The 19745-nt window shown below is 71.0% G+C and carries 21 protein-coding genes; 13 read left to right on the top strand and 8 right to left on the bottom strand.

Going from position 1 to position 19745, the window contains the following annotated elements; all coding sequences use genetic code 11:
- Positions 1-73 precede the first annotated feature (73 nt).
- Positions 74-2281: a helix-turn-helix transcriptional regulator gene (locus tag LL239_RS00265; protein ID WP_228161432.1), complete on the bottom strand. Its 2208-nt coding sequence runs from the start codon at positions 2279-2281 to the stop codon at positions 74-76.
- A gap of 304 nt (positions 2282-2585) precedes the next feature.
- On the opposite strand from LL239_RS00265, the gene LL239_RS00260 reads away from it, so the two are divergent.
- The 4 genes from LL239_RS00260 to LL239_RS00245 are packed head-to-tail and all read left to right on the top strand — an operon-like array spanning position 2586 to position 6388.
- The gene (locus LL239_RS00260) at positions 2586-3275 is read left to right on the top strand and encodes a SipW-dependent-type signal peptide-containing protein (RefSeq protein WP_228161431.1); all 690 of its coding nucleotides are present in this window, start codon (positions 2586-2588) and stop codon (positions 3273-3275) included.
- Positions 3251-3907 (top strand): signal peptidase I, encoded by a 657-nt coding sequence (locus tag LL239_RS00255; RefSeq protein WP_228161430.1) that lies wholly within the window; start codon positions 3251-3253, stop codon positions 3905-3907. The genes LL239_RS00260 and LL239_RS00255 overlap by 25 nt, the downstream gene beginning before the upstream one ends.
- A 16-nt stretch (positions 3908-3923) precedes the next feature.
- Positions 3924-4652, top strand: a complete 729-nt coding sequence (locus tag LL239_RS00250; protein ID WP_228161429.1) for a hypothetical protein — start codon at positions 3924-3926, stop codon at positions 4650-4652.
- The gene (locus tag LL239_RS00245; protein ID WP_228161428.1) at positions 4649-6388 is read left to right on the top strand and encodes a choice-of-anchor G family protein; all 1740 of its coding nucleotides are present in this window, start codon (positions 4649-4651) and stop codon (positions 6386-6388) included. The genes LL239_RS00250 and LL239_RS00245 overlap by 4 nt, the downstream gene beginning before the upstream one ends.
- A gap of 12 nt (positions 6389-6400) precedes the next feature.
- Here the strand turns inward: LL239_RS00245 and LL239_RS00240 are convergent, their stop codons facing one another.
- Positions 6401-7033, bottom strand: coding sequence for a LysE family translocator (locus LL239_RS00240; protein WP_228161427.1), 633 nt, complete (start codon positions 7031-7033; stop codon positions 6401-6403).
- A gap of 75 nt (positions 7034-7108) precedes the next feature.
- Here LL239_RS00240 and LL239_RS00235 point away from each other — a divergent pair, with 75 nt between their 5' ends.
- On the top strand, positions 7109-8434 hold the full coding sequence (locus LL239_RS00235; RefSeq protein ID WP_228161426.1) for a flavin monoamine oxidase family protein: 1326 nt from the start codon (positions 7109-7111) through the stop codon (positions 8432-8434).
- 1 nt (position 8435) lies between these two features.
- On the opposite strand, the gene LL239_RS00230 is transcribed toward LL239_RS00235, so the two are convergent.
- Both LL239_RS00230 and LL239_RS00225 read right to left on the bottom strand, forming a co-directional pair.
- The gene (locus LL239_RS00230) at positions 8436-9296 is read right to left on the bottom strand and encodes a sulfurtransferase (RefSeq protein WP_228161425.1); all 861 of its coding nucleotides are present in this window, start codon (positions 9294-9296) and stop codon (positions 8436-8438) included.
- Between the two features lie 34 nt (positions 9297-9330).
- The gene (locus tag LL239_RS00225; protein WP_228161424.1) at positions 9331-9828 is read right to left on the bottom strand and encodes a DUF4188 domain-containing protein; all 498 of its coding nucleotides are present in this window, start codon (positions 9826-9828) and stop codon (positions 9331-9333) included.
- Positions 9829-9897: 69 nt separating this feature from the next.
- On the opposite strand from LL239_RS00225, the gene LL239_RS00220 reads away from it, so the two are divergent.
- Entirely contained in the window at positions 9898-10512 is a 615-nt protein-coding gene (locus LL239_RS00220) for a MerR family transcriptional regulator (protein WP_228161423.1), read from the top strand.
- A 9-nt stretch (positions 10513-10521) separates the two neighbouring features.
- Here the strand turns inward: LL239_RS00220 and LL239_RS00215 are convergent, their stop codons facing one another.
- Positions 10522-10812, bottom strand: coding sequence for a DUF4287 domain-containing protein (locus LL239_RS00215; RefSeq protein WP_228161422.1), 291 nt, complete (start codon positions 10810-10812; stop codon positions 10522-10524).
- 41 nt (positions 10813-10853) lie between these two features.
- Here LL239_RS00215 and LL239_RS17935 point away from each other — a divergent pair, with 41 nt between their 5' ends.
- A complete protein-coding gene (locus LL239_RS17935) occupies positions 10854-11825 on the top strand; it encodes a GNAT family N-acetyltransferase (protein WP_308218553.1) in 972 nt (323 codons plus the stop codon).
- Positions 11822-13615, top strand: coding sequence for a S16 family serine protease (locus tag LL239_RS00200; RefSeq protein WP_228161421.1), 1794 nt, complete (start codon positions 11822-11824; stop codon positions 13613-13615). Before LL239_RS17935 ends, LL239_RS00200 begins: the two co-directional genes overlap by 4 nt.
- A 10-nt stretch (positions 13616-13625) precedes the next feature.
- On the opposite strand, the gene LL239_RS00195 is transcribed toward LL239_RS00200, so the two are convergent.
- Complete coding sequence (locus tag LL239_RS00195; RefSeq protein WP_228161875.1) at positions 13626-14408, bottom strand: siderophore-interacting protein; 783 nt, start codon at positions 14406-14408, stop codon at positions 13626-13628.
- A gap of 83 nt (positions 14409-14491) precedes the next feature.
- Here LL239_RS00195 and LL239_RS00190 point away from each other — a divergent pair, with 83 nt between their 5' ends.
- From LL239_RS00190 to LL239_RS00170, 5 genes are read left to right on the top strand one after another with little or no spacing between them, the layout of a single operon-like run.
- A complete protein-coding gene (locus tag LL239_RS00190) occupies positions 14492-15460 on the top strand; it encodes a siderophore ABC transporter substrate-binding protein (protein WP_228161420.1) in 969 nt (322 codons plus the stop codon).
- Positions 15381-16403 (top strand): ABC transporter permease, encoded by a 1023-nt coding sequence (locus tag LL239_RS00185; RefSeq protein WP_267188767.1) that lies wholly within the window; start codon positions 15381-15383, stop codon positions 16401-16403. The genes LL239_RS00190 and LL239_RS00185 overlap by 80 nt, the downstream gene beginning before the upstream one ends.
- On the top strand, positions 16396-17400 hold the full coding sequence (locus tag LL239_RS00180; protein WP_228161418.1) for an iron chelate uptake ABC transporter family permease subunit: 1005 nt from the start codon (positions 16396-16398) through the stop codon (positions 17398-17400). The genes LL239_RS00185 and LL239_RS00180 overlap by 8 nt, the downstream gene beginning before the upstream one ends.
- On the top strand, positions 17397-18155 hold the full coding sequence (locus tag LL239_RS00175) for an iron ABC transporter ATP-binding protein (protein WP_228161417.1): 759 nt from the start codon (positions 17397-17399) through the stop codon (positions 18153-18155). The genes LL239_RS00180 and LL239_RS00175 overlap by 4 nt, the downstream gene beginning before the upstream one ends.
- Positions 18156-18197: 42 nt before the next feature.
- Complete coding sequence (locus LL239_RS00170) at positions 18198-19028, top strand: siderophore-interacting protein (protein ID WP_228161416.1); 831 nt, start codon at positions 18198-18200, stop codon at positions 19026-19028.
- Positions 19029-19052: 24 nt separating this feature from the next.
- On the opposite strand, the gene LL239_RS00165 is transcribed toward LL239_RS00170, so the two are convergent.
- Positions 19053-19274, bottom strand: coding sequence for a hypothetical protein (locus LL239_RS00165; RefSeq protein ID WP_228161415.1), 222 nt, complete (start codon positions 19272-19274; stop codon positions 19053-19055).
- A 9-nt stretch (positions 19275-19283) separates the two neighbouring features.
- On the bottom strand, positions 19284-19712 hold the full coding sequence (locus tag LL239_RS00160; RefSeq protein ID WP_228161414.1) for a VOC family protein: 429 nt from the start codon (positions 19710-19712) through the stop codon (positions 19284-19286).
- Between the last annotated feature and the right edge of the window lie 33 nt (positions 19713-19745).

Raw genomic sequence — 19745 nt, 5'->3', positions numbered from 1 at the left:
TCATAGGTCTCTCATCAGTTCGCGCGCCGCCGACGTCGGAGCTCTCTGTCGCTCAGCGTCGCGGTGGGCGGCATCATGCTGTGCCCTCCTGCTCGACGAAGCGCGCCCCGAGGTCGCGTCGGGAGCGCGCTCCGACTTTTGCGCGTGCCTGATAGATGTGGGACTCCACTGTTCGCACGGATATGAACAGGTGATCGGCGATCTCGCGGTTGGACATTCCCGCGACGACGAGGTGAGCGATCTCGCGCTCCCGACGCGTCAGCGGAGACATTCCGGGGGCCGCCTCGTCGTACCGTCGGTCCAGCGCATCGATCATGCACCGCGTGGTGAGACACGCGTGGCGCAGAGCAGGGGGGCCCTCCGCCCAGACCGACTCGACACGCTCGGAGATGTCACGGGCGTGCCGCACGAGACCGTTGCTCGCGAGGAATTGCGCGATCCACAGCTTCACGCTCGCGACGGCCATGTCGTGCCTCAACGGCGGGTAACGGGTGCGCGCGGCCTCGAGGCTGCGCACGGCCTCCTCGCTGTTCCCCCGGACGGCCGCGGACAGAGCCCCCGCGAGCCCCGCGATGCCCAGCACCCGGTCGTCCCCCTCTCGGGCGGCTCGTCGCCTCTCTCGGGCGAGGCGTTCGTGGACCGGTGGAGCGTCCTCGCCCAGCACGAGGTGCGTGACCAGCTCCACCATGAGGACCCACAGTCGTTCGGCGGTGGACAGGCCCGGCACCCCGCCATCCACGACGTACTCGTTCACGCGGCCGAGAAGGCGCTTCGCCCCCTCGGCGTCCCCGAGTTCGCCGCGCGCGTAGGCTTCCGTCAGCCAGGCCCACAGTCGCGAGGTCCCCGTCGTCATGGCGGCCGCGTCGTGCGCGGCATCCCGTGCTTCCCTCCGCTCGAGCGACAGGCTGAGCACGCCGACCGTCGCCAGCATCAGGCGGGGATCGTCCCCGGCGGTAGATCCCCGCGCGAGAGCCGACCGCAACGCCTGCGCCATCGACGTGTGGCCGCGCAGCCCCCACACGGCACCGAGGAAGATCGCGCGAGATCGGTCATCCTCGTCGGAGATGACGTCCGGGAGGAGCCGTTCCGTGTCGGACTCACCCGCCGACACCCGTGCGTGCGCCAGTTCCAGCCGGAGTCCCACATCGTCCGCCCCGTCGGTGACGCCCATCGCCGCATAGGCCTCCGCCGAGGCATATCGGCCCTGATCGTTGTGCAACCGCGCCGCATCACGAAGAGCCCGCCGGCACAGATGAGCCGGCGCGGATGCGGGACGAATGCTCTCGCGCAAGAGCAGATCGGCCAGGGCGACGGCGATGGGTGGGCTCCACCATCTGCCACCGCCCTCGAGCATGCGGGAAACCGCGGAGCCGACCAGTGCGTCCACCCGTCGAGAACCGAGGAGTCGGGCAGCGCCATGCGCGAGCAGGGGATTCGCCCACAACGCGCCCCCGCGGGACTCGTCCGTGTGGAGGTAGCCGCCCGCTCGCAAGGCATCGACCTCGTCGACAGGGCGGATGCGCGCGGCATGCGAAGACGACAGCCCCGGAAACCGGTGAACGACCACCAGTGTCGAGAGGTGCTCGGTGTCGAGCGCGCTGAGGTGGGACCGGACGGCGTCCGCCAGTCGCGTCCACGGCGGCACCTCTCGAATTGCAGCGAGAGGGTCACGTCCATCCTGCAGCGCGTCGCCGGCAACCCCCGCCAGTTCCCGCAAGAGCGAGCGGGACCCGTTCGCCAGCCAGATGACCGTCTCCATCGTCACTTCGTCGAGTCCATCGGCTCCGCACGCCAGGAGGAAGGACCACGCTTCCGCCTCCGCGAGGGGTTCGAGATCGATTCGCCGAGCGAAGCCTCGTGTCCCGAGGCCGAGAAGCGCGGCCGCCACCGGGTCGGACGGAGCGCGGGCGACCGTCGGAGCCTCCACGGTGAAGCAGACCGGGACGCGTTGCCGGCACACCGCCTCGATCAGCACGCAAACGCTCTCATGATCGAGATCGTGGGCGTCGTCCACGAGCAGAGCCGTTCCCGGTGCGAGGAGGGCCTCCGGCCCCGGCCCCGCGAGCGCCGTCCGAACCCGGGCCATGCCGCGGATCAGATGCGAGGGGATATCCCGCCGGGCGAGCGCCTGAGCGACACGGTTCATCGTCACCGTCTTGCCCGTGCCCAGCGGTCCCACCAGCACGACGGCGGCGCCGGACGCCAGGTGATCCGCGATGTCGTCCGGATCGGCGAATCGATCGGTACCGCTGACGAAGTCATGCCCGCCCAGAAACTGCACGTCCGCCCCCATCCCCACCCCCACTGTGGTTTCGGCTCGGTGTGGATGTCACGTTAGCGGGTGGGAAAACCTCTGGGCCTGTCGATCACGTGATGCGTACCGCAATTGCGTAACCCGGTAGTACGGAAGCTTTACGGAAACTTCGTCCGTATTGCGGAGAACCTGCATGCGCTCCTACTGATCTTCGCCCTGGTTCGCGGTGGAAGCCCTAGGCCGCACCCGGCGCGATGGGCAGGCTCGTCGTCGCGGGCCCGACCCGCCCGCCGGGCACCGGCAAGGCGGATGGCAGATGATTGGGGTTTTCATGGAGCAACAGAAGCGTCGAACCCTCCGGCGTCGGATCTTCGCCGTCGCGGCGGGTGGCGCGGCCCTCGGTGTCGGCGTCGCGGCCACCCTCGCGGCATGGACGGACACCGAGTGGGTTTTCGGGGGGGATGGGACCGGCGGCCCGGGCGTGGGGACGTCCACTTTCGCCATCGAGCAGAACACCGAAGCGCCGGCCTTCGACGAGGCGGCGTGGACGGATGCGCCGGACAACCCCGGCGGGGAGATGGTTTTCACGGCAGACGGGATCCTCGGCACCGAACTCTCCCCGGGCGTCAGCGTGTACGCCCCGGTGGCCCTGCGCACCACGTCCACCTCGATCGCCGGGTCCGTCGAACTCCAAGCCGCGACGCCGGCGGATGGCATCACGACCGCTGACCCGGGCGGCCTTCTCTTCGCCGCTCTCGACGTGCGCGTCGCCACCAGCGCGACGCCATTCACCTGCGATTCCGACGCCTTCACCGGCGGTGCGACCGTGATCGCCGACGGAGCACTCGCGAGCACAGGAGGATCGGGCACGCAGACTCTGCTCGAGGCATCCGGATCGGTGCAGTACTACTGCTTCGAGGTGACGCTTCCCGACCCGATCCCGGTGGCCGGTGGCACCGACCCCGCGGAGTACATGGGTCGCACCGTCGCGCCGGCATGGGAGTTCGTGGCCACCTCGTGATCGAGCCGCTCACGGCATCCCGCCCGTTCGCCGCGCATGCTGCATCATCGTCCGGCCGGCACCCCGCCCGGTCCCCGGAGGATCGACCGCTTCCGCTGATCGAACGCGTGCGGGATGCCGTGACGATGGCGTTCGGATGCCTCGGCATCCTCGTCGTCGCCTGGTTCGCGGCCAGCGCGCTGGGGAGTCTGGGGATCATCGTCTTCGTCACGGGGTCGATGGCGCCCTCCCTCCCCACCGGCGCCGCTGCGATCACCCGTGTCGTCGACGCGTCGGAGCTGTCCGTCGGCGATGTCGTCACCGTCCGTCGCCCCGATGGGAACGTGCAGGTGACGCACCGCATCGTCGACATCGCGCCCGTCGGCGAGAACCCGCGGGCGCGCAGTCTGACCCTCCGCGGCGATGCGAACACGGCCGCAGACCTCGAGCCGTACGTGGTCACCGAGGCGGCGCGCGTGCTCGTCGGCGCCCCAGCGATCGGGTGGCTCATCATCGGGGCGAAGACGCCCGCGGTGATGCTGGGCGGGGCGGTGCTCGTCGCCTTCGTCGTGGCATGGGCGTTGTGGCCGATGCCGGACCGCGTGAATGCCGGCGCGTACGAGCCGGACGACGAGCCGGATCGCGCCCGCTGAACCGAGCAGGAGAAACATGTCCCACCCCCGCCGTTCCCGGGGCCGACACGGCGGCGCCCTGCTCGTGGCAGCCGTCTCTTCCGTGATCATGGGGACCGGGAGCCTCATGATCGCCGACGCCGCCCTCGCCGCGCTGATCGACGTCCCGCACACGGGCGCCCCCGGCCGGCTGGTTCTGTCCTCCGACCCTTACCCGGCGGAGTTTCTCGACCTGAGCCCGGGCGAGCCCGCCTATTGGCAGATCCGCGCGCGACTCGAAGATGCCACGAAGGCGGAGCTCGCCCTCGAGCTCCGCAAGAGCGGGGCTCTGGCGGCCTCTCCTCGCGGCTTGGTCATGCGGGTGGACGTGTGCGACTCCCCGTGGTCCGGTGTCCCTGAGCAGCCCCTCTGCGCCTCGGGGGCGCGAGAGGTCGCCGCGGCGTCACCGGAGGACGACTTCGCCTCGTCCTCGCCCGTGTTCGAGTTGCGGCCCCTGACACCGTCGGCGCCGCAGTATCTCCTGGTCACGCTCGCGGTCGACGGCTCCGCCGCTGCCGCGTCGGACGAGACGCTGATGGGTCTGCGGAGTCGCCTGGGGGTCGGTCTGACGGCGACCTCCATCGACGAGGTACCCGTTCGAGCCCCGGACCGTCTGGCTGCGACGGGATCCGCTCCGGGAATGCTCATAGGAGCGGGTGCGCTCGCCGCAGGTCTTCTCGGCGTGGCGGCGGCGCTGCGTCTGGGCCGGCGAGGGGGCCGCTCGTGAACCGGCGGTCGCGCGCCGCGCTCGCGGCGGCGATCGGAGCGGTGCTCGTGGTGCCCCTCGGGATCACGGCGACGACGGCGAGCTGGAGCGACATCGAGTGGACCCATGGGGAGCCGATCGGCACGGGCGTTCTCGACTGTGAAGACGGGACGATGCTGGACACGCGCTCGCGCGGTACCTTCCTCGCGGGAGAGGTCTTCGGCGTGAGTCTCGACGATGTCGCCGAGCTCGAGGAGATGCGCCTGACGGTCGAGAGCGGCGGCGGCGCCACCCCGCGTCCCGGCAATGCGATCGATCTCGGTTCGCCGCCGCCCAGCCACACCTACGCGAACCCCTTCGATGTGGATGCCCTGGACATCGTCGGCGTCGACCTCACGGGATTCGCCGTCGCGCTGCCGGGGGCGGCGTTGGGTGCGGCGAGCCAGTGGACGCAGGGTGCGACGAACGGCCGCGCCGTCGGAGCGTCCGGCCTGGTCAATGACTCGGGCGGCATCCTGGTGTCCGAAACGGCACCGGGATCGCAGTACCCGCAGCCGGCGACGATCGACCTCACCGGCCTCCTCCCCACGATCACGGGGCTGGATGAGGCGGTTCTCGAGGTCGGCGCCGTCGCCGCGAGATCACAGCTCGACGGGTGCGCCGCGCTTCAGGAGCAGGTGTGGGGGGTGGCGCCGACGCAAGCGGTCGTCCACCGCGACTACGGCATCGCCGGACTCGGGGTCGTCCTGGATGCCCCCGCCGTCGCGGCCCTCACGGGCGCTGTCACCACCGCGGTCGGTGACCTGGACACGGCGGTCGGTGCCCTCGTCGGGCAGAGCGGGCTGATCGCCCAGAACCTGCGGACCAACCTCGCTCTGGCGGTGCCCGGGGTCGTCGCGGCGGGCATGGCGGGTGACGTCGCCATCACCGGTCTCGACCTCAGCGCGACGGTCTCGCCTCTCCTGGACCTGACGCTCTCCGGCGACGGCTTCGCCATCGACCTCGCGAACGCGCGCATCCTCGTCGACGTCGAGCGCCTCACCGGACCGCTGAACGACGCCGGACCGAACACCGAGTTGCTCCTGGACGCCGGTGTCATCAACGACATCGTCGCCGAGGCGGGCGTGCTCCTCGACGACTGGGCGGGGGATGTCACCGACGCGCTGCGGGCCGCGATCCGCGACGCACGGCTCGGGATCGACCTGACCACTTCGGTGTCGGCGGCCGGCTACACCCTGGCCACGGTCCGACTGGGTCTGGACGCGACGATCGGGCAGGTGCTCGATGGCGACGCCACGATCGGGGTGACTCTCTCCGACCAGCCGACCGGCCTCATCGTCGGGACCATCAACGTCGCGCTCGCCGCGCTCGAGCTGCCCACCCTGAGCTCCATCCTCTCGGTCCTGGGCGGCTCCGGGGGTGCGTTGACCACGGTGCTGGCGAACCTGCTGACCACCGAGCTGATGGATCGGGTGACTTCGCTGGGCGCCACCCTGTCCGCGCTCTCCGCGCCGGTCGTGGAGGTGCTCTCCGACGTGCTGAATGCACTCCCCACCGTGGTGTCGCTGATGGTCAACGTGCAGCCGGACCAGGAGGGCGCCCCGCCGGGCTCTTCGTTCGTGGCGGGCGGTCCTCGGTCCACCGCCGAATACACCATCACGGCATTGCGGCTCGGGCTCGCGGATGTCGCGGTGCCCGAGGACTTCGCGCACATCCTCTTCGCCACCGGGTCCGCGGGCCCGGTCAGCCTGCCCTGAGGGGTGGGGCGCCTACGTCTTCGCCCCCGTCAACGCCAGCGTCCCCCCGAGCCCGATCATCATGACCCCGCCGGTGGCCGACAGCGTCGAAACCCGCGTGGGTGACCGCGCGAACCACGCGCGCGCGGTCCCCGCAGCCAGCGCCCACGCGCTGTCGCAGAGGAGCGCCAGCACCTGGAACGTCAGGCCGAGCAGGAGCAGCTGCGCCCACACCGCACCGGCAGCGGGCGAGACGAACTGCGGCAGGACCGCGACGAAGAACGCGATGGTCTTGGGGTTGGTCATCCCCACGACCATTCCCTGGCGCAACAGGGTCCACGACGACCGGGAACCCCCGACGGCACCCAGCGGCGATGCGTGCCGGTGCCGGATCGCCTGGATGCCGAGCCACACGAGGTATACGGCCCCGGCGATCTTCAGCGCGGTGAAGGCCACGACCGACGACGCCACGATCGCGCCCACGCCGAACGCCACCGCGATGACCGCCGGAACCGTGCCGAGCGCGTTGCCCACGACGCTGAGGACGCCGGCCCGGCGTCCGAGAGCGATCGACCGACCGATGACGAACAGCACGCTGGGTCCGGGGACCACGATGATCACGACGGAGGCGAGCACGAACGCCAGGAGGCTCTCCCACGGGACCACCCGCTCACACTAACGCCGCCGGAACGGCGCCGCGCACTACTCTCATGACACGGTCGTCTACCCGAGGGAGCCGTCATGCAGGAGCAGTTCGACACCGTCGTCGTCGGAGCCGGGATCGCCGGATTGGCGGCGGCGCGCCTCCTCGCCCGCGCGGGGCGTCGTGTCGTCGTCGTGGAGGCGCGCGACCGGGTGGGTGGCCGTGTGCATTCGCAGCGCGACGGCGACCACATCACCGATCGCGGGGCGTCCTGGATCCACGGGATCGACGACAGTCCCGTGGAGGCCGCCGCGCGCGCTTTCGGTATGCCGATGGTCGAGTTCACCGTCGGCGGGTACCAGCCGGACAGCAGACCGCTCGCGTACTTCGGGGCTGACGGTGAGCGCGTGGGCAGCGACGAGGTGCAGCGCTTCGCCGACGACGTGCGCGCGCTCAACGCCGATCTCGTCGACGTGATCGCCTCTTCGGCCCCGGATGCCACCTATGCCGACGTGGTGGAGGCAGCCCTCGCCGCCCGTGACTGGGGCCCCGAGCGCGCGCAGCGGGTCCGCGAGTACAACGGCAGGCGCGCCGAGGAGCAGTACGGCGTCCACATGTCGGTGCTCGGAGCCCACGGGCTCGACGACGACACGGTCAACGGGGACGAGGTCGTCTTCCCGCGCGGTTACGACGAGCTCGCCACCCACCTCGCCGCCGGCCTCGACGTCCGCCTGGAGCACGTCGTCACGTCGATCGACTGGTCCGACGCCGGGGTGACCGTCACCGCTGATCGCGGCACGTTCCACGGCGCCGCGGCCGTGGTCACCCTCCCCATCGGCGTCTTGCAGTCGGGCGATGTCACGATCACCCCGCCGCTGCCGGACACCCACCGGCGCGTGCTCGGGGTGCTGGCATCCAATGCCTTCGAGAAGGTCGTCCTGCGCTTCGCCGAGCGGTTCTGGGATGCCGATGTCTACGGCATCCGTCAGTTCGGCGACGAAGGGGAGTGGTGGCATTCCTGGTACGACCTGGGGCGCATCCACGACGAAGCCGCCCTCCTCACCTTCGCCGCCGGCCCCGCAGCCGTTGCCACCAGGCACTGGAGCGATGAGGAGATCGCGGCCTCCACGATGACGCAGCTGCGTCGTCTGTACGGGGAGGACGTGCCCGATCCGCAGAGCGTCGTCGTCACGCGCTGGCAGGACGACCCGTTCTCGCGCGGTTCGTACAGCTACATGAAGCCCGGCTCGATCGGCCCCGACCACGACGAGCTGGCCGTCCCCGTCGGAGGCGTGCTGCATCTCGCCGGCGAGGCGACGTGGGGCGACGACCCGGCGACCGTGCCCGGTGCGATGCTGTCGGGGCACCGCGCCGCCGAGAACGTGCTCGGACGCGCCGTGCCGATCGAGGGTCTCTGGACCTGACTCAGCGCGGCTCGGGGCCCGTCGCCACCGGGAGAGCGGGGTGGTTCGACCACTGACTCCACGATCCCGGGAACACGCGCGGCCTGAACCCGGCGAGGGTCAGCGCCACCGCCTGGTGAGCCGCGGTCACCCCCGAGCCGCAGTACACGCCCACCTCGGCGCCGGGGACGGCGCCGAGCGCCGCGAAGCGCTCACGAAGCTCTCCCGGCGCGCGGAACCTCCCGTCGTCGGCGACGTTCTCGGTCGTCGGCGCGCTCACGGCACCGGGAACGTGGCCCGCGCGCGGGTCGATCGGCTCGGCCTCGCCGCGGTACCGCTCGCCCGCCCGAGCATCCAGGAGCAGCGCGTGGTCGGCGAACGCGGCCACCTCCTCCAGGGGCAGCACGGGAAGCGCGCCGTAGGTCAACGTCACCGAACCGGTCGTCGGTTCCGCGGCATCCCCCGTCTCCACACCGAACCCGGCATCGGTCCACGCGCGAAGCGCGCCGTCGAGCAGGCGCACGTCCGCGACGCCGGCGTACCGCAGCAGCCACCAGGCGCGTGCGCTCGAGAGGTTTCTCAGGTCGTCGTAGACGACCACGGTGTCGCCGTCATCGACCCCCCAGCGGCGCGCCGACTCCTGCAACGCCGCGACGTCGGGGAGCGGATGCCGGCCCTCGGTCGGCGCGCCGTGCCCGGCGAGCTCGCGGTCGAGGTCGACGTACTGAGCGCCGGGGATGTGTCCGGTGCGATACTCCGGCCGGCCGTCCGGCCGGTCGAGGCGCCAGCGCACGTCGAGCACCCGCACCGGGCCGCCGTCGGGGAAGTGTCCCGCGGCCAGGGCGGCGCGCAGGTCGTCGGCGGTGGTCAGGATCTCCGGCATGGGCGTGCGCGACCTTTCGTCGGGGAGGGGATGTTCACCTGCCGCTCGAGCTTACGGTCCGTCCGTCCGCGAGGCGGGCGGCGGCCGTGTCGCGGCGCGGCCCGACCGGCACCATCGACGTCGCCTTGGGCAGGCCCATCGACGGGGTCGCCACGAAGATCGACTCGGCGCGGTCGACGAGGTAGGTCTCGTGCCAGATGCCGACGACTCCGGCCGCCTTCCGCGCGCGCCTGTTGAATCGCGTCCAGGCAGGCCGGTGCGCCTGCGTGGGGGCCGACGCGTAGGCGTAGAGCTTCTCCAACGATGACCAGTACTGCACGATGTACGGGCCACCTGGCCCGATGAGCTGCGTGTAGCCCAGCAGCCCCGACTCGGCGTCTGCGCTGAGCTCGCGCAGCATCGGGCCCATCTCGCCCAGAACGGGCAGCCACACATCGGGCCGCCACCAGCGGTTGATGGTCATGCCGATGTGGAAGACGACGAGCTCGCCGTCGTGGCGGTGGGTCATGCGCCCCGGATTGATGGATGCCATGGTTCGTCCTCACTCGATAGTGTCACTATCTAGTGTTGGATAGTAGTGCTATCCAGTCAAGGGGGAACCATGCGGATCTCGGAGCTCTCCGCCCGCAGCGGCGTCTCGGTCGCGACGATCAAGTACTACCTCCGCGAGCGGGTGCTGCCGGAGGGCGAGCGCATCTCGCCGACGCAGGCGACCTACGGCGAAGCCCATCTGCGTCGGCTCGGGGTGATCCGCGCGCTCGTGGACGCCGGTGTCGGGATCGCGGGAGTGCGCAACGTCGTCGCTGTGCTGGAGAACCCGCCCGCGCATCCGTCCGCTCTCCTCGGAGCCGCCAGCGCCGCGGTCAGCCCGCCCGACGGCGATACCGCCGAACTCGACCTCGCGCCCGCCCTCGCGCTGCTGGCCCGGCTCGGTGGTGACGCGGACGACTGCTATCCCGGGCAGATCGCTGCGGTCGCGCGCGCGCTGGCGACGCTGGAGCGCGCGGGGTTCACGATCCCGGAGCCCGTGCTCGCCGCCTACGTCGAACACCTCGGCTCGATCGCCGAGGCCGAGCTCGCGGCCACGCCCACCGGATCCGCCGAGGACGCCGTGCGCTACGTCGTGCTCGGCACGACGCTCGTCGAGCCGCTCCTGCTCGCACTGCGACGGGTCGCCGAGCAGATCGCCGCCTCACGCCGCTTCGGACACGACTGACACGCCCGCTCAGCGGTTCGGGTTGGACGCCGCCCCGTCGAGCCAGAGGGTGTCGCTGGCGTCGCCGTGCGCTCCGGGGCGACCGACGTGGGCGTCGCTGATCTGGGGCCCCTTCGTGATGACGTGCACGAGGGCCATCCCGTGACCGCGACCGAGGTCGTACTCCTGCTTCAGCCACTCCAGGATCGGTGTGGCCTTCGTGTCGGGGCCGAAGCCGCGTTCGCGCGCGAGCTCGACGAGCTGCCGGGGAGTGAGGCCGGTCTTCTTCTCGACCGCGTCGAGGTACGCCTGGAACGACATGCGCTCACCTTAGCGTCAGAGGTCCGCGATAGCGTCGAGGAATGGCCGTCACGCTGCACCGAGCTCCCGTTTCGGAGATCCCCCCGGTCGTCCTGTACCGCATCCTGTGGTTGCGCGTGAGCGTCTTCGTCGTCGAGCAGGAGGCCGCCTACCCCGAGGTCGACGGGCGGGACATCGAGGCGGGCGCCGAACTGATGTGGGCCGAGGACGCGTCGGGCGACGTACTCGCCACTCTCCGCCTGCTGCGGGAGCCGCAGAACACCAGGATCGGTCGCGTCGCCACCGCCGCAGCCGCTCGCGGCCGCGGGCTCGCCGCCGATCTGATGCGCGCCGCCATCGAGGCCCTGGACGTCGAGGCACCCGGCATCCCGATCCTGCTCGACGCCCAGGCGCACCTGGCCGATTGGTACGGCCGTTTCGGTTTCGTCGTGGCGGGCGAACCGTTCGCCGAGGACGGCATTGCGCACGTGCCGATGCGGCGCACGCATCTGGTCACCGAGCGTCTTGTGCTGCGCGAGTGGACGCGGTCCGCCGACGATCGCGCGTTCCTCTTCGACGTCTACCGGCGTCCGGAGGTTCGCCGCCACATCGGAGACGGACGCACGATGACGGATGCCGCGGAGGTCGACGCACTCCTGGACCGGTGGAGCACGCGCTCCGACGGCGTGCTCGGTGTGCGGGCGGTGACGACGTCGGACGGACGTCGTTCGGGCGTGCTGCTGCTCACGCCCATCCCGTGGTCCGCAGGCGTCGGCGCCGGGCGTTCGGAAGACGTGGAGATCGGCTGGCACTTCCACCCCGACGCCTGGGGGAACGGGTTCGCGACCGAGGCCGCGGCGGCCGTCCTCGCGCTGGCGCATGCGGGCGGCATTCGGCGGGTCGTCGCGGTCACCCACCCCGACAACTCCGCATCCCAGGCGGTCGCCCAGCGGATCGGCATGCGCAGGGTCGGCGAGACCGACGACTACTACGACACCACGTGCGCGCTGTTCGTCTCGGAGCTGCCGTCGTGAGGCGCACCGCCGCGGCGGCCGTCGCGCTCGTGTGTGCCCTCGTCCTCTCCGGATGCGGGCTGAAGTTCTCGTTGGGTTTCGGCACCGGGGAGGACGGGCGCTTCGACGGGACGGAACTGACCGTCCCCGTGCTGTACGCCAGCGGCAAGAAGGGCGTCCTCGCCACGCAGCGCATCACCGCCGCCTCCGCGGAGGGTGCTGGGTTGAGCATCGACATCACCGAGAACGACGTCAGCGGGGTCGACCCCGTCACGCAGTCCGCGACATGGACCGCGGTGACGGCGGCGACCCTGCTCACCGGCGCGCGCCCCGACACCGCTTACACGTTCGGGTTCGACACGCGGCTGGCGACCCCCGCCGCGGGCGCCGTCACCGCCGTGGGCGTGCTGGCCCTCTACTACGGCAGCGAGATCCAGCCCGGCGTGGCCCTCTCGGGGGCGGTGACCCCGTTCGGTGCGATCCGACCGGTCGCGGGACTGGCCGAACAGGTGACGGCGGCGGTCGAGGCCGGGGGAATCGACACCATTCTGGTGCCCGCCGGACAGCGCCTGGTGCGCGACGCCCGCGGCGAGACGGTCGACCTCGACCAGCTCGCCGCGACGGGTGGCATGACGGTGACCGAGGTCGCCGACATCGCCAGCGCCTATGCCGTCATGACGGGGGAGGACCTTCCCGAATCGGCCTTCCCCACGCCACCCGCCTCACCGAGCCCCCTGCCCACGAGCGACGACGCCGACGTGCCCGACGAGGCCCTCGGCGGGGCCGTGGACGAGCTGGCGGCCGCGGTCGCGGATGCCCTCGCTGCCGCGTCGGACGCCGCGCTCGCCGAACCGGCCCGGGCCGCCCTCGCGCGCGCCGAAGCGCTGCGAGCGGAGGGCGAGGTGGCGGCCGCGTTCAGTGCGGCGGTCGACGCGTCCGACCGGGCCGCTCTCGCCGTCGCGCCCGAGACCTCGATCGGTGAGGCGTCCGGGGCGGCCGCGCGGACGGCGGAGGATGCCTCGGCACTCCTCGCCGACCTCGATGAGCGCTCACCCGGCACCCTCGACGACGTCGACCGTCTCCTGCGCGCGGCGACGGCCGCCGCCGACGCCTACGCGCTGGCGCGCTACGCCGATGATCTGCTCACCGATCCCGCCGATGATGCGGCTCGTGCCGTCGCGACGACCGCGGCGATGCTGGCGGCGTCCTCGCTGCAGACCGCCCAGACCGTCGCGGCGCTGCCACCCGGCGGGGGCGGACCGCTCTCCGGCGACGCAGACCTCGACGGATTGGCATCGCTGCTGCGACGGGCGGCGGTCGCGGCGAGCGACGCGTACCGTACCCGCGTCGTCGCCGCCCGCGCCGACGCCGACGGGGTTCCCGTCGACGCGGCGGCGATCCGTCTCGCCGCCGCCGATCCCGCGGCGCTGCGCGCGCTGGCACTGGATCATGCCCGCGCCGAGCTGGTCGGGCGCGCGCCCGACGACCGGGGGTGGGCGGCTCTGGGGATCGCCCTGGCCGGCTACACGCGAGTGTCGCCCGTGCTCGCGGCGACGCAGACGGTGCGTCCGCCGGTGGAGGCGGATGCCGAGGACGCGGCCTCGCGTCGGATCGCCGTGGGCGACGAGTACACAGTCTCCGCGGTCGACGCGCTCGCCGCGGCCGGGGCGGGTGTGCCGTTCGCACGCGGTCTTCTCGCCGAGGCCGTGTCGGCGGCCGAGGCCGAACCGTCCGCGGGCGCGACGCGTTTCGTCACCCCGTTCGTGACGGCGCGCGTGCTCGCTTTCGTCGCCGGGGTCGAGCGATCGTGAGTGCCGCGCGTCAGTGCGGCGCGTGGTACTCGGCGGTTCCCCGCTTCCAGTAGCCCTTGACGATCGTGGTGGCGGGGTCGCTCGCCCACCGGTCGAAGAGCAGCGCACGCCCGGCGCGGACGATCGACTGCTCCGCGGCGACGAAGCCGAAGATGCAGCCGTCGGGACGCTCGGGGGCATCGAGGGCGTCGAGCCAATCCGCCAGTTCGTGGCCCGCGGGGCGTTCGCCGCGATGCACCTGGACGACGACGACACCGGGCGGAGCATCGATCGGGAGGTCGTGAGCGGCATCCGGGACCTCGATCGCGATCCACCCCACCGCGTCGGCATCCATCGAGGCGGCGAATCGGCGGATCGCGGGAACGGCCGTCTCGTCACCGGCCAGGAGCCACGCATCGGGACGTCCGGTCAGCACGAGCGATCCCCGTGGGCCGCCCACGCCCGCGGGTGCTCCGAGCGGCGCGGTCCGGGCCCAGCGGCTGCCGACCCCGTCGCCGTGCAGAGCGACCTCGAGTTCGAGCCATCCCGCGTCGCCGTCCCAGTCGACCGGCGTGTACTCACGGCTCGGTGCGGCCCGCATCTCCTCAGGGGTGGATGCCACGGAGCCGGGGAAGAACACGCGCACGTGATCGTCGGCGCCGGGTGAGTCGAAGCCGCGCAATTCGGCACCCGTCAACCGCAGTCGCACGTAGGACGGGGTGATCGTGGTCCGCCGGGCCAGAGTCGCGGACCGGAAGACGAGGTCGTGTCTGCGCGGTTCGAGTCGAGCCTCGTGGGTCGGAGTGGACTTCATCACATAACTAAGGCTAACCTAACTCGCCGGTGGGGTCGTTCCGCGTCGCCCGCCCTTTCGCACACCGCACTGGAGAAGATCGCATGAGTTCACGCCCGTTCCGTCCCCTCGCCGCTCTGTCGTTGACGGCCGCCCTCGCCCTCGCCGGTTGCGCCGCGGGAACCGCCGCGCCCGCGCAAGAATCGGCCGCTCCCGCGACGGTCACGGTCGAGGACAATCACGGTGCGATCGAGGTGCCGGTGAGCCCGGAACGGGTCGTGGCACTGGACAACACGACCTTCCAGACGCTCAGCGACTGGGGAGTGACGCTCGTGGCCGCGCCCAAGCCGCTCATGTACGACCTGTGGCCCTCGCTCTCGGGCGGAGACGAGGTGCTCGACGTGGGCCTGCATCGCGAACCCGACATCGAGGCCGTCGTCGCGGCCGAGCCCGACCTGATCGTCGGTGGATACCGCTTCCGGGAGATCTACGACGACCTCGCGCAGATCCAGCCGGCGACGATCGAGACCAGCCCGCGCGACGGTGAGGACCACACGTCCGAGCTCAAGCGTCAGATCGAGATCCTCGGCAAGGTCTTCGCACACGAGGACGAGGCGGCTCGGCTCGCCGCCGACCTGGACGAGGCGATCGCCGACGCCCGCGCCGCCTACGACCCGTCCGAGACGGCGATGGGTCTCATCACCTCGGGCGGAAAGATCGCCTACGCCGCTCCCGGCGACGGCCGCGGGGTCGGAACGCTCTTCCCGACGCTCGGACTCACTCCGGCTCTGGACCGTGCGGCCGAGGATGCCTCGCACGGGGACGACATCTCCGTCGAGGCGATCGCGGCGGCTCAGCCGGAGTGGCTGTTCGTCCTCGATCGCGACGCGATGTTCGGCGAGGACGGCTACGTCCCCGCCAAGGAGCTCGTCGAGGGTTCGGAGGCGCTGAAGAACGTGCCCGCCGTGCAGAAGGGGCAGATCGTGTACCTCGATGGCAGCTTCTACCTCGACGAGGGCATCCAGGCGTACACGAAGCTGTACCGCTCCGCCGCCGAGGCGTTCTCGTCCTGACGTGACACGCCTTCGGCTTCCGGCCGCCGTCGCCGTCGTCGTCGCACTCGTCGTGCTCTCGCTGTGCGTCGGCGTGTACGACCTCGGCGGCGACGACTTCGGTGCCGAGATGTTCTGGATCTCCCGCGTCCCGCGCACGGTGGCGCTGGTCCTCGCCGGCTGCGCCATGGCGGTGTCGGGCCTGATCATGCAGCTGCTCACCCAGAACCGGTTCGTCGAGCCCTCGACGACCGGCACCACCGAGTGGGCGGCTCTCGGACTGCTCGTCACGGTGATCATCGCCCCGTCGGCGCCGGTGGCGGTGCGCATGGTCGCAGCCTCGCTCGCCGCCTTCGCCGGCACCCTGGTGTTCCTGGCGATCCTGCGCCGGATCTCGCTGCGCTCGTCACTCGTTGTCCCCCTGGTCGGGATCATGCTGGGGGCGGTCGTGTCCTCGTTCACGACCTACCTCGCCGTCACGACCAACACCCTGCAGATGCTCGGCACGTGGTTCATGGGCAGCTTCACCGCGATCGTCCGGGGGCGGTACGAGATCCTCTGGATCGTCGCCGTCGTCGTCGTGCTGGTGTTCCTGTACGCCGACCGCATCACCGTCGCCGGTCTCGGCCGGGACGTGGCCACATCGGTGGGGCTCGACCACGGTCGCATCCTGCTGGTGGGGACGGCTCTCGTGGCGGTGGCCACCGGGATGACGACCGTGGTCGTCGGCTTCCTCCCGTTCTTGGGTCTGGTCGTGCCGAACCTCGTGTCGATGTGGCGCGGTGACAACGCACGGACGAACCTCCCGTGGGTGTGCCTCGGCGGGGTCGCGATCGTCGTCGTGTGCGACATCGTCGGGCGCGTCATCCGGATGCCGTTCGAGGTCCCCGTCTCGATGATCCTCGGAGTCGTCGGCTCGGTCGTGTTCATCTCCCTGCTGCTGAGGATGCGTGCCCGTGTCTGACACTCTGATCCGGTCCGCCACCCCCGTGCGGCGCCCGCGCGTGGCCTGGCGCTTCGTTGTCGTGGCCGCCATCGTCGTCGTCGCGGCCGTCGGCGTGCTCACGTGGGACGTGCCCGGCGCCCCCGGATCCCGCGGCTTCTGGATCGCGGTGAGCCTGCGGGCGGTGAGCCTGGGGACGATCGCCCTGGTCGCCTGCTGCCAGGCATCGGCCACGGTGCTGTTCCACACCGGCACGGCCAACCGCATCCTGACCCCGTCGATCATGGGCTTCGACGCGCTGTACGTCGTGATGCAGACCGCTCTCGTCTTCTTCTTCGGCTCCGCGGCGCTGTCGGCGACCGACGGCCTGCTGAAGGTGGCGATCCAGAGCGTGCTCATGGTGGGCTTCGCGACCCTGCTGTACGGGTGGCTCTTCGCCGGTCCCCGCGGCAACCTCCACGTGATGCTCCTGGTGGGTGTCGTGCTGGGCGTCGGTTTCGGATCGCTCTCCACCGTGATGCAGCGGTTGCTCACACCGAGCGACTTCGACATCCTGTCGGCGCGGCTGTTCGGCAACCTGTCGAATTCGGATGCCGGCTACCTGCCATGGGGGGCGCTCGTGGCGACCGCGGTGCTGGTCGTCGTCTGGCGCATGCGACACCGGCTGGACGTGCTGGCCCTCGGTCGCGAGGCATCCATCAACCTCGGGGTGTCCTATCGCCGGGAGGTGACCGTCATCCTGGTGCTCGTGGCGGTGCTCATCTCGGTGTCGACCACGTTGGTGGGCCCGATGACCTTCTTCGGCTTCCTCGTCGCGACCCTGGCGTACCAGCTCGCGGGGTCGGCGCAGCATCGGATCGTGCTGCCGTTCGCGGTGCTGCTGGGGATGGCGATCCTGCTCGTCGGCTACTTCGTGCTGCGGCACGTGTTCTACGCCGCCGGGATGCTCTCGGTCATCATCGAGTTCGTCGGCGGCGTGTTCTTCCTCGTGTTCCTCTTGCGGAAGGGAGCGCTGTGATCCGTCTCACGGACGTCACCATGACATACGGCGATCAGACGGTGCTGGGGCCGCTGACCCTCGACATCCCCGCGGGGGGCGTCACCGCGCTCGTGGGCCCGAACGGCGCCGGCAAGTCGACGCTGCTGACCATCGTGGGAAGACTGACGACCCCCACGACGGGACGCGCCTCGGTGGCGGGATGGGACGTCGCCACCACACCTGGGCGGACCCTGGCTCGGGTGGTGTCGATCCTGCGTCAGGAGAACCACTTCGTCACGCGGCTGACGGTGCGCGACCTCGTCGGCTTCGGACGTTTCCCGCACTCCCAGGGCCGTCTGACCCCCGCCGACCGGGCGAAGATCGACGAGGCGATCGCGTTCCTCGATCTCGAGGAGCTGTCCGGGCGCTACCTCGACCAGCTCTCCGGAGGACAACGGCAGCGCGCATACGTGGCCATGGTGCTGGCGCAGGACACCGATTACATCCTGCTCGACGAGCCGTTGAACAATCTCGACATGCGGCACGCCGTGGCCATGATGCGGCAGTTGCGCCGGGCGGCCGACGACCTCGGAAAGACGATCGTGATCGTCGTGCACGACATCAACTTCGCCGCCGCCTACGCCGACCGGATCGTGGCCCTCGCCGGCGGACGCGTCGTGCACCAGGGCACCCCGGCGCAGCTGATGACACCGGAGACGCTGGAGGAGGTCTTCGGTACGCCGGTGCAGGTCCGCCACGACGGCGCCTATCCGCTCGCGGTCTACTACCGCTGAGGAACCGGGCACGACAGCCCCTCACCCGAACAGGACACGACCATGGCTCGCAGTAACGCCGCTCACACGCGCATCACACCGGCGCGGAGGGATCTGCTCACCGTCCGCGTGCTCCGACGCGAGCGGGTCTCGCCCTCGTTCGCCCGGGTCACCCTCGGCGGAGACGACCTGCGGGCGTTCGAGCCGCTCGGTCGCGACCAGTGGTTCCGGCTGTTCCTGCCCGTCGCGGACGGGTCGCTCACCCGCCTGCCGCAGAAGCTCGACTCGCTCGCGTACCTGCGCTACCTCGCGATCTCCAAGACCGAAAGACCGGTGCTGCGCAACTACTCGGTGGCCGGTTACCGTGCCGAGGGGCCCGAGGGGCCCGAGCTCGACGTCGACTTCGTCCTCCACGGCTCCGAGGGGGAGGCAACGGCCGGCCCGGCCGCCACGTGGGCGCAGACGTGCACGCGCGGCGACGCCGTGGCGATCTTCGACGAGGGAGTGCTGTTCTCCGCATCGCCCGCGCCGGACGACCGGATCGCCCTGGTGGGCGACGAGACCGCCCTCCCGGCCGTCGCAGGCATCCTCGCGTGGCTGCCCGCCCTCACGCAGGGGAGTGCCGTCATCGGCGTTCCCGACGCCGGTGACATCCGCGCGCTCGTCGCTCCGCCCGGAGTGGATGTGCGGTGGGTGGTGCGCGATCCCGGTTCGATCGAGGGAGGCACCGACCTCCTGCGCGCCGCGACAGAGGCCGGCATCCCTCCCACGTACGGCTGGGTGGCCGGCGAGCAGTCGCTCGTCACCGCGATGCGACGGCACTGGGTGCGGCTCGGCGTGAGCAAGAAGGCGGTGTCGTTCACCGGATACTGGCGGGCTCCCCGCGCCCACTGAGCGCCGTCGGCAGCCGCTCGCGGGTCACAGCTCGACGCCGTTGTCGGGGTCGTTGACGCCGACGTTGCGACCGCGGCTGGACTCGTAGGCGATCAGCCACCCTAGCGACACGATCGCCGCCAGGAGAACACCGAGCCACACGTTCTGGAAGACCAGGCCGAACAGCACTCCCGCGCCCAGCAGCACCACCGTGCCCAGGAGCCAGTTTCTGCGACCGCGCGGCCAGCCGGTTCCCGATTGCGTCATACGCTCAGCCTAGGGCGCGGACGCATCGCTCCCGGTGTCGATGACCACCTGCCAGTCGATCCCGAAGCGGTCGGTGACGGTTCCGTACCGCCCGCCCCACGGCGGGGTCTCGAGCGGCATCCCGATGCGACCACCCTCGGCAAGCGCGGTGAACCACGCTTCGAGTGTCTCCTCCTCGTCCCCGTGCAGGGCGATGGAGATGCCGGCCGCGGGCGTGAAGGGCATCTCCGCCGGGACGTCGGAGGCCATCAGCGTGAAACCCTGCGGGGTCGTGAGCTGCGCGTGCATGACGAGCCCACCGTCACCCTCGTCGACGGGCATGCCGAAATCGTCGAACGTGGAGATCTGCAGGTCGCCGCCGAAGACGCGGTGGTAGAACTCCATCGCCTCGCGCGACTCCCGGCGGAAGTTCAGATACGTCGTGAGTGCTGTCGTCATGCCGCCAGTGTGGACCCCGTCACCGACATTGTC

It is taken from the genome of Microbacterium testaceum (assembly GCF_020781835.1).
In the GTDB taxonomy this organism is placed as follows: Bacteria; Actinomycetota; Actinomycetes; order Actinomycetales; family Microbacteriaceae; genus Microbacterium; species Microbacterium testaceum_H.
This window is presented reverse-complemented; position numbering and strand designations above follow the sequence as displayed.

Excerpts from the sequence above, each read along its gene's own strand:
- LL239_RS00220 (WP_228161423.1), top strand. The coding sequence starts at position 9,898 with ATGCGGATCTCGGAGCTCTCCGCCCGCAGCGGCGTCTCGGTCGCGACG.
- LL239_RS00215 (WP_228161422.1), bottom strand. The coding sequence starts at position 10,812 with ATGTCGTTCCAGGCGTACCTCGACGCGGTCGAGAAGAAGACCGGCCTC.
- LL239_RS17935 (WP_308218553.1), top strand. The coding sequence starts at position 10,854 with ATGGCCGTCACGCTGCACCGAGCTCCCGTTTCGGAGATCCCCCCGGTC.
- LL239_RS00170 (WP_228161416.1), top strand. The coding sequence starts at position 18,198 with ATGGCTCGCAGTAACGCCGCTCACACGCGCATCACACCGGCGCGGAGG.
- LL239_RS00190 (WP_228161420.1), top strand. The coding sequence starts at position 14,492 with ATGAGTTCACGCCCGTTCCGTCCCCTCGCCGCTCTGTCGTTGACGGCC.
- LL239_RS00165 (WP_228161415.1), bottom strand. The coding sequence starts at position 19,274 with ATGACGCAATCGGGAACCGGCTGGCCGCGCGGTCGCAGAAACTGGCTC.
- LL239_RS00250 (WP_228161429.1), top strand. The coding sequence starts at position 3,924 with ATGTCCCACCCCCGCCGTTCCCGGGGCCGACACGGCGGCGCCCTGCTC.
- LL239_RS00195 (WP_228161875.1), bottom strand. The coding sequence starts at position 14,408 with ATGAAGTCCACTCCGACCCACGAGGCTCGACTCGAACCGCGCAGACAC.
- LL239_RS00225 (WP_228161424.1), bottom strand. The coding sequence starts at position 9,828 with ATGGCATCCATCAATCCGGGGCGCATGACCCACCGCCACGACGGCGAG.
- LL239_RS00260 (WP_228161431.1), top strand. The coding sequence starts at position 2,586 with ATGGAGCAACAGAAGCGTCGAACCCTCCGGCGTCGGATCTTCGCCGTC.
- LL239_RS00160 (WP_228161414.1), bottom strand. The coding sequence starts at position 19,712 with ATGACGACAGCACTCACGACGTATCTGAACTTCCGCCGGGAGTCGCGC.
- LL239_RS00185 (WP_267188767.1), top strand. The coding sequence starts at position 15,381 with ATGGCAGCTTCTACCTCGACGAGGGCATCCAGGCGTACACGAAGCTGT.
- LL239_RS00235 (WP_228161426.1), top strand. The coding sequence starts at position 7,109 with ATGCAGGAGCAGTTCGACACCGTCGTCGTCGGAGCCGGGATCGCCGGA.
- LL239_RS00230 (WP_228161425.1), bottom strand. The coding sequence starts at position 9,296 with ATGCCGGAGATCCTGACCACCGCCGACGACCTGCGCGCCGCCCTGGCC.
- LL239_RS00255 (WP_228161430.1), top strand. The coding sequence starts at position 3,251 with ATGGGAGTTCGTGGCCACCTCGTGATCGAGCCGCTCACGGCATCCCGC.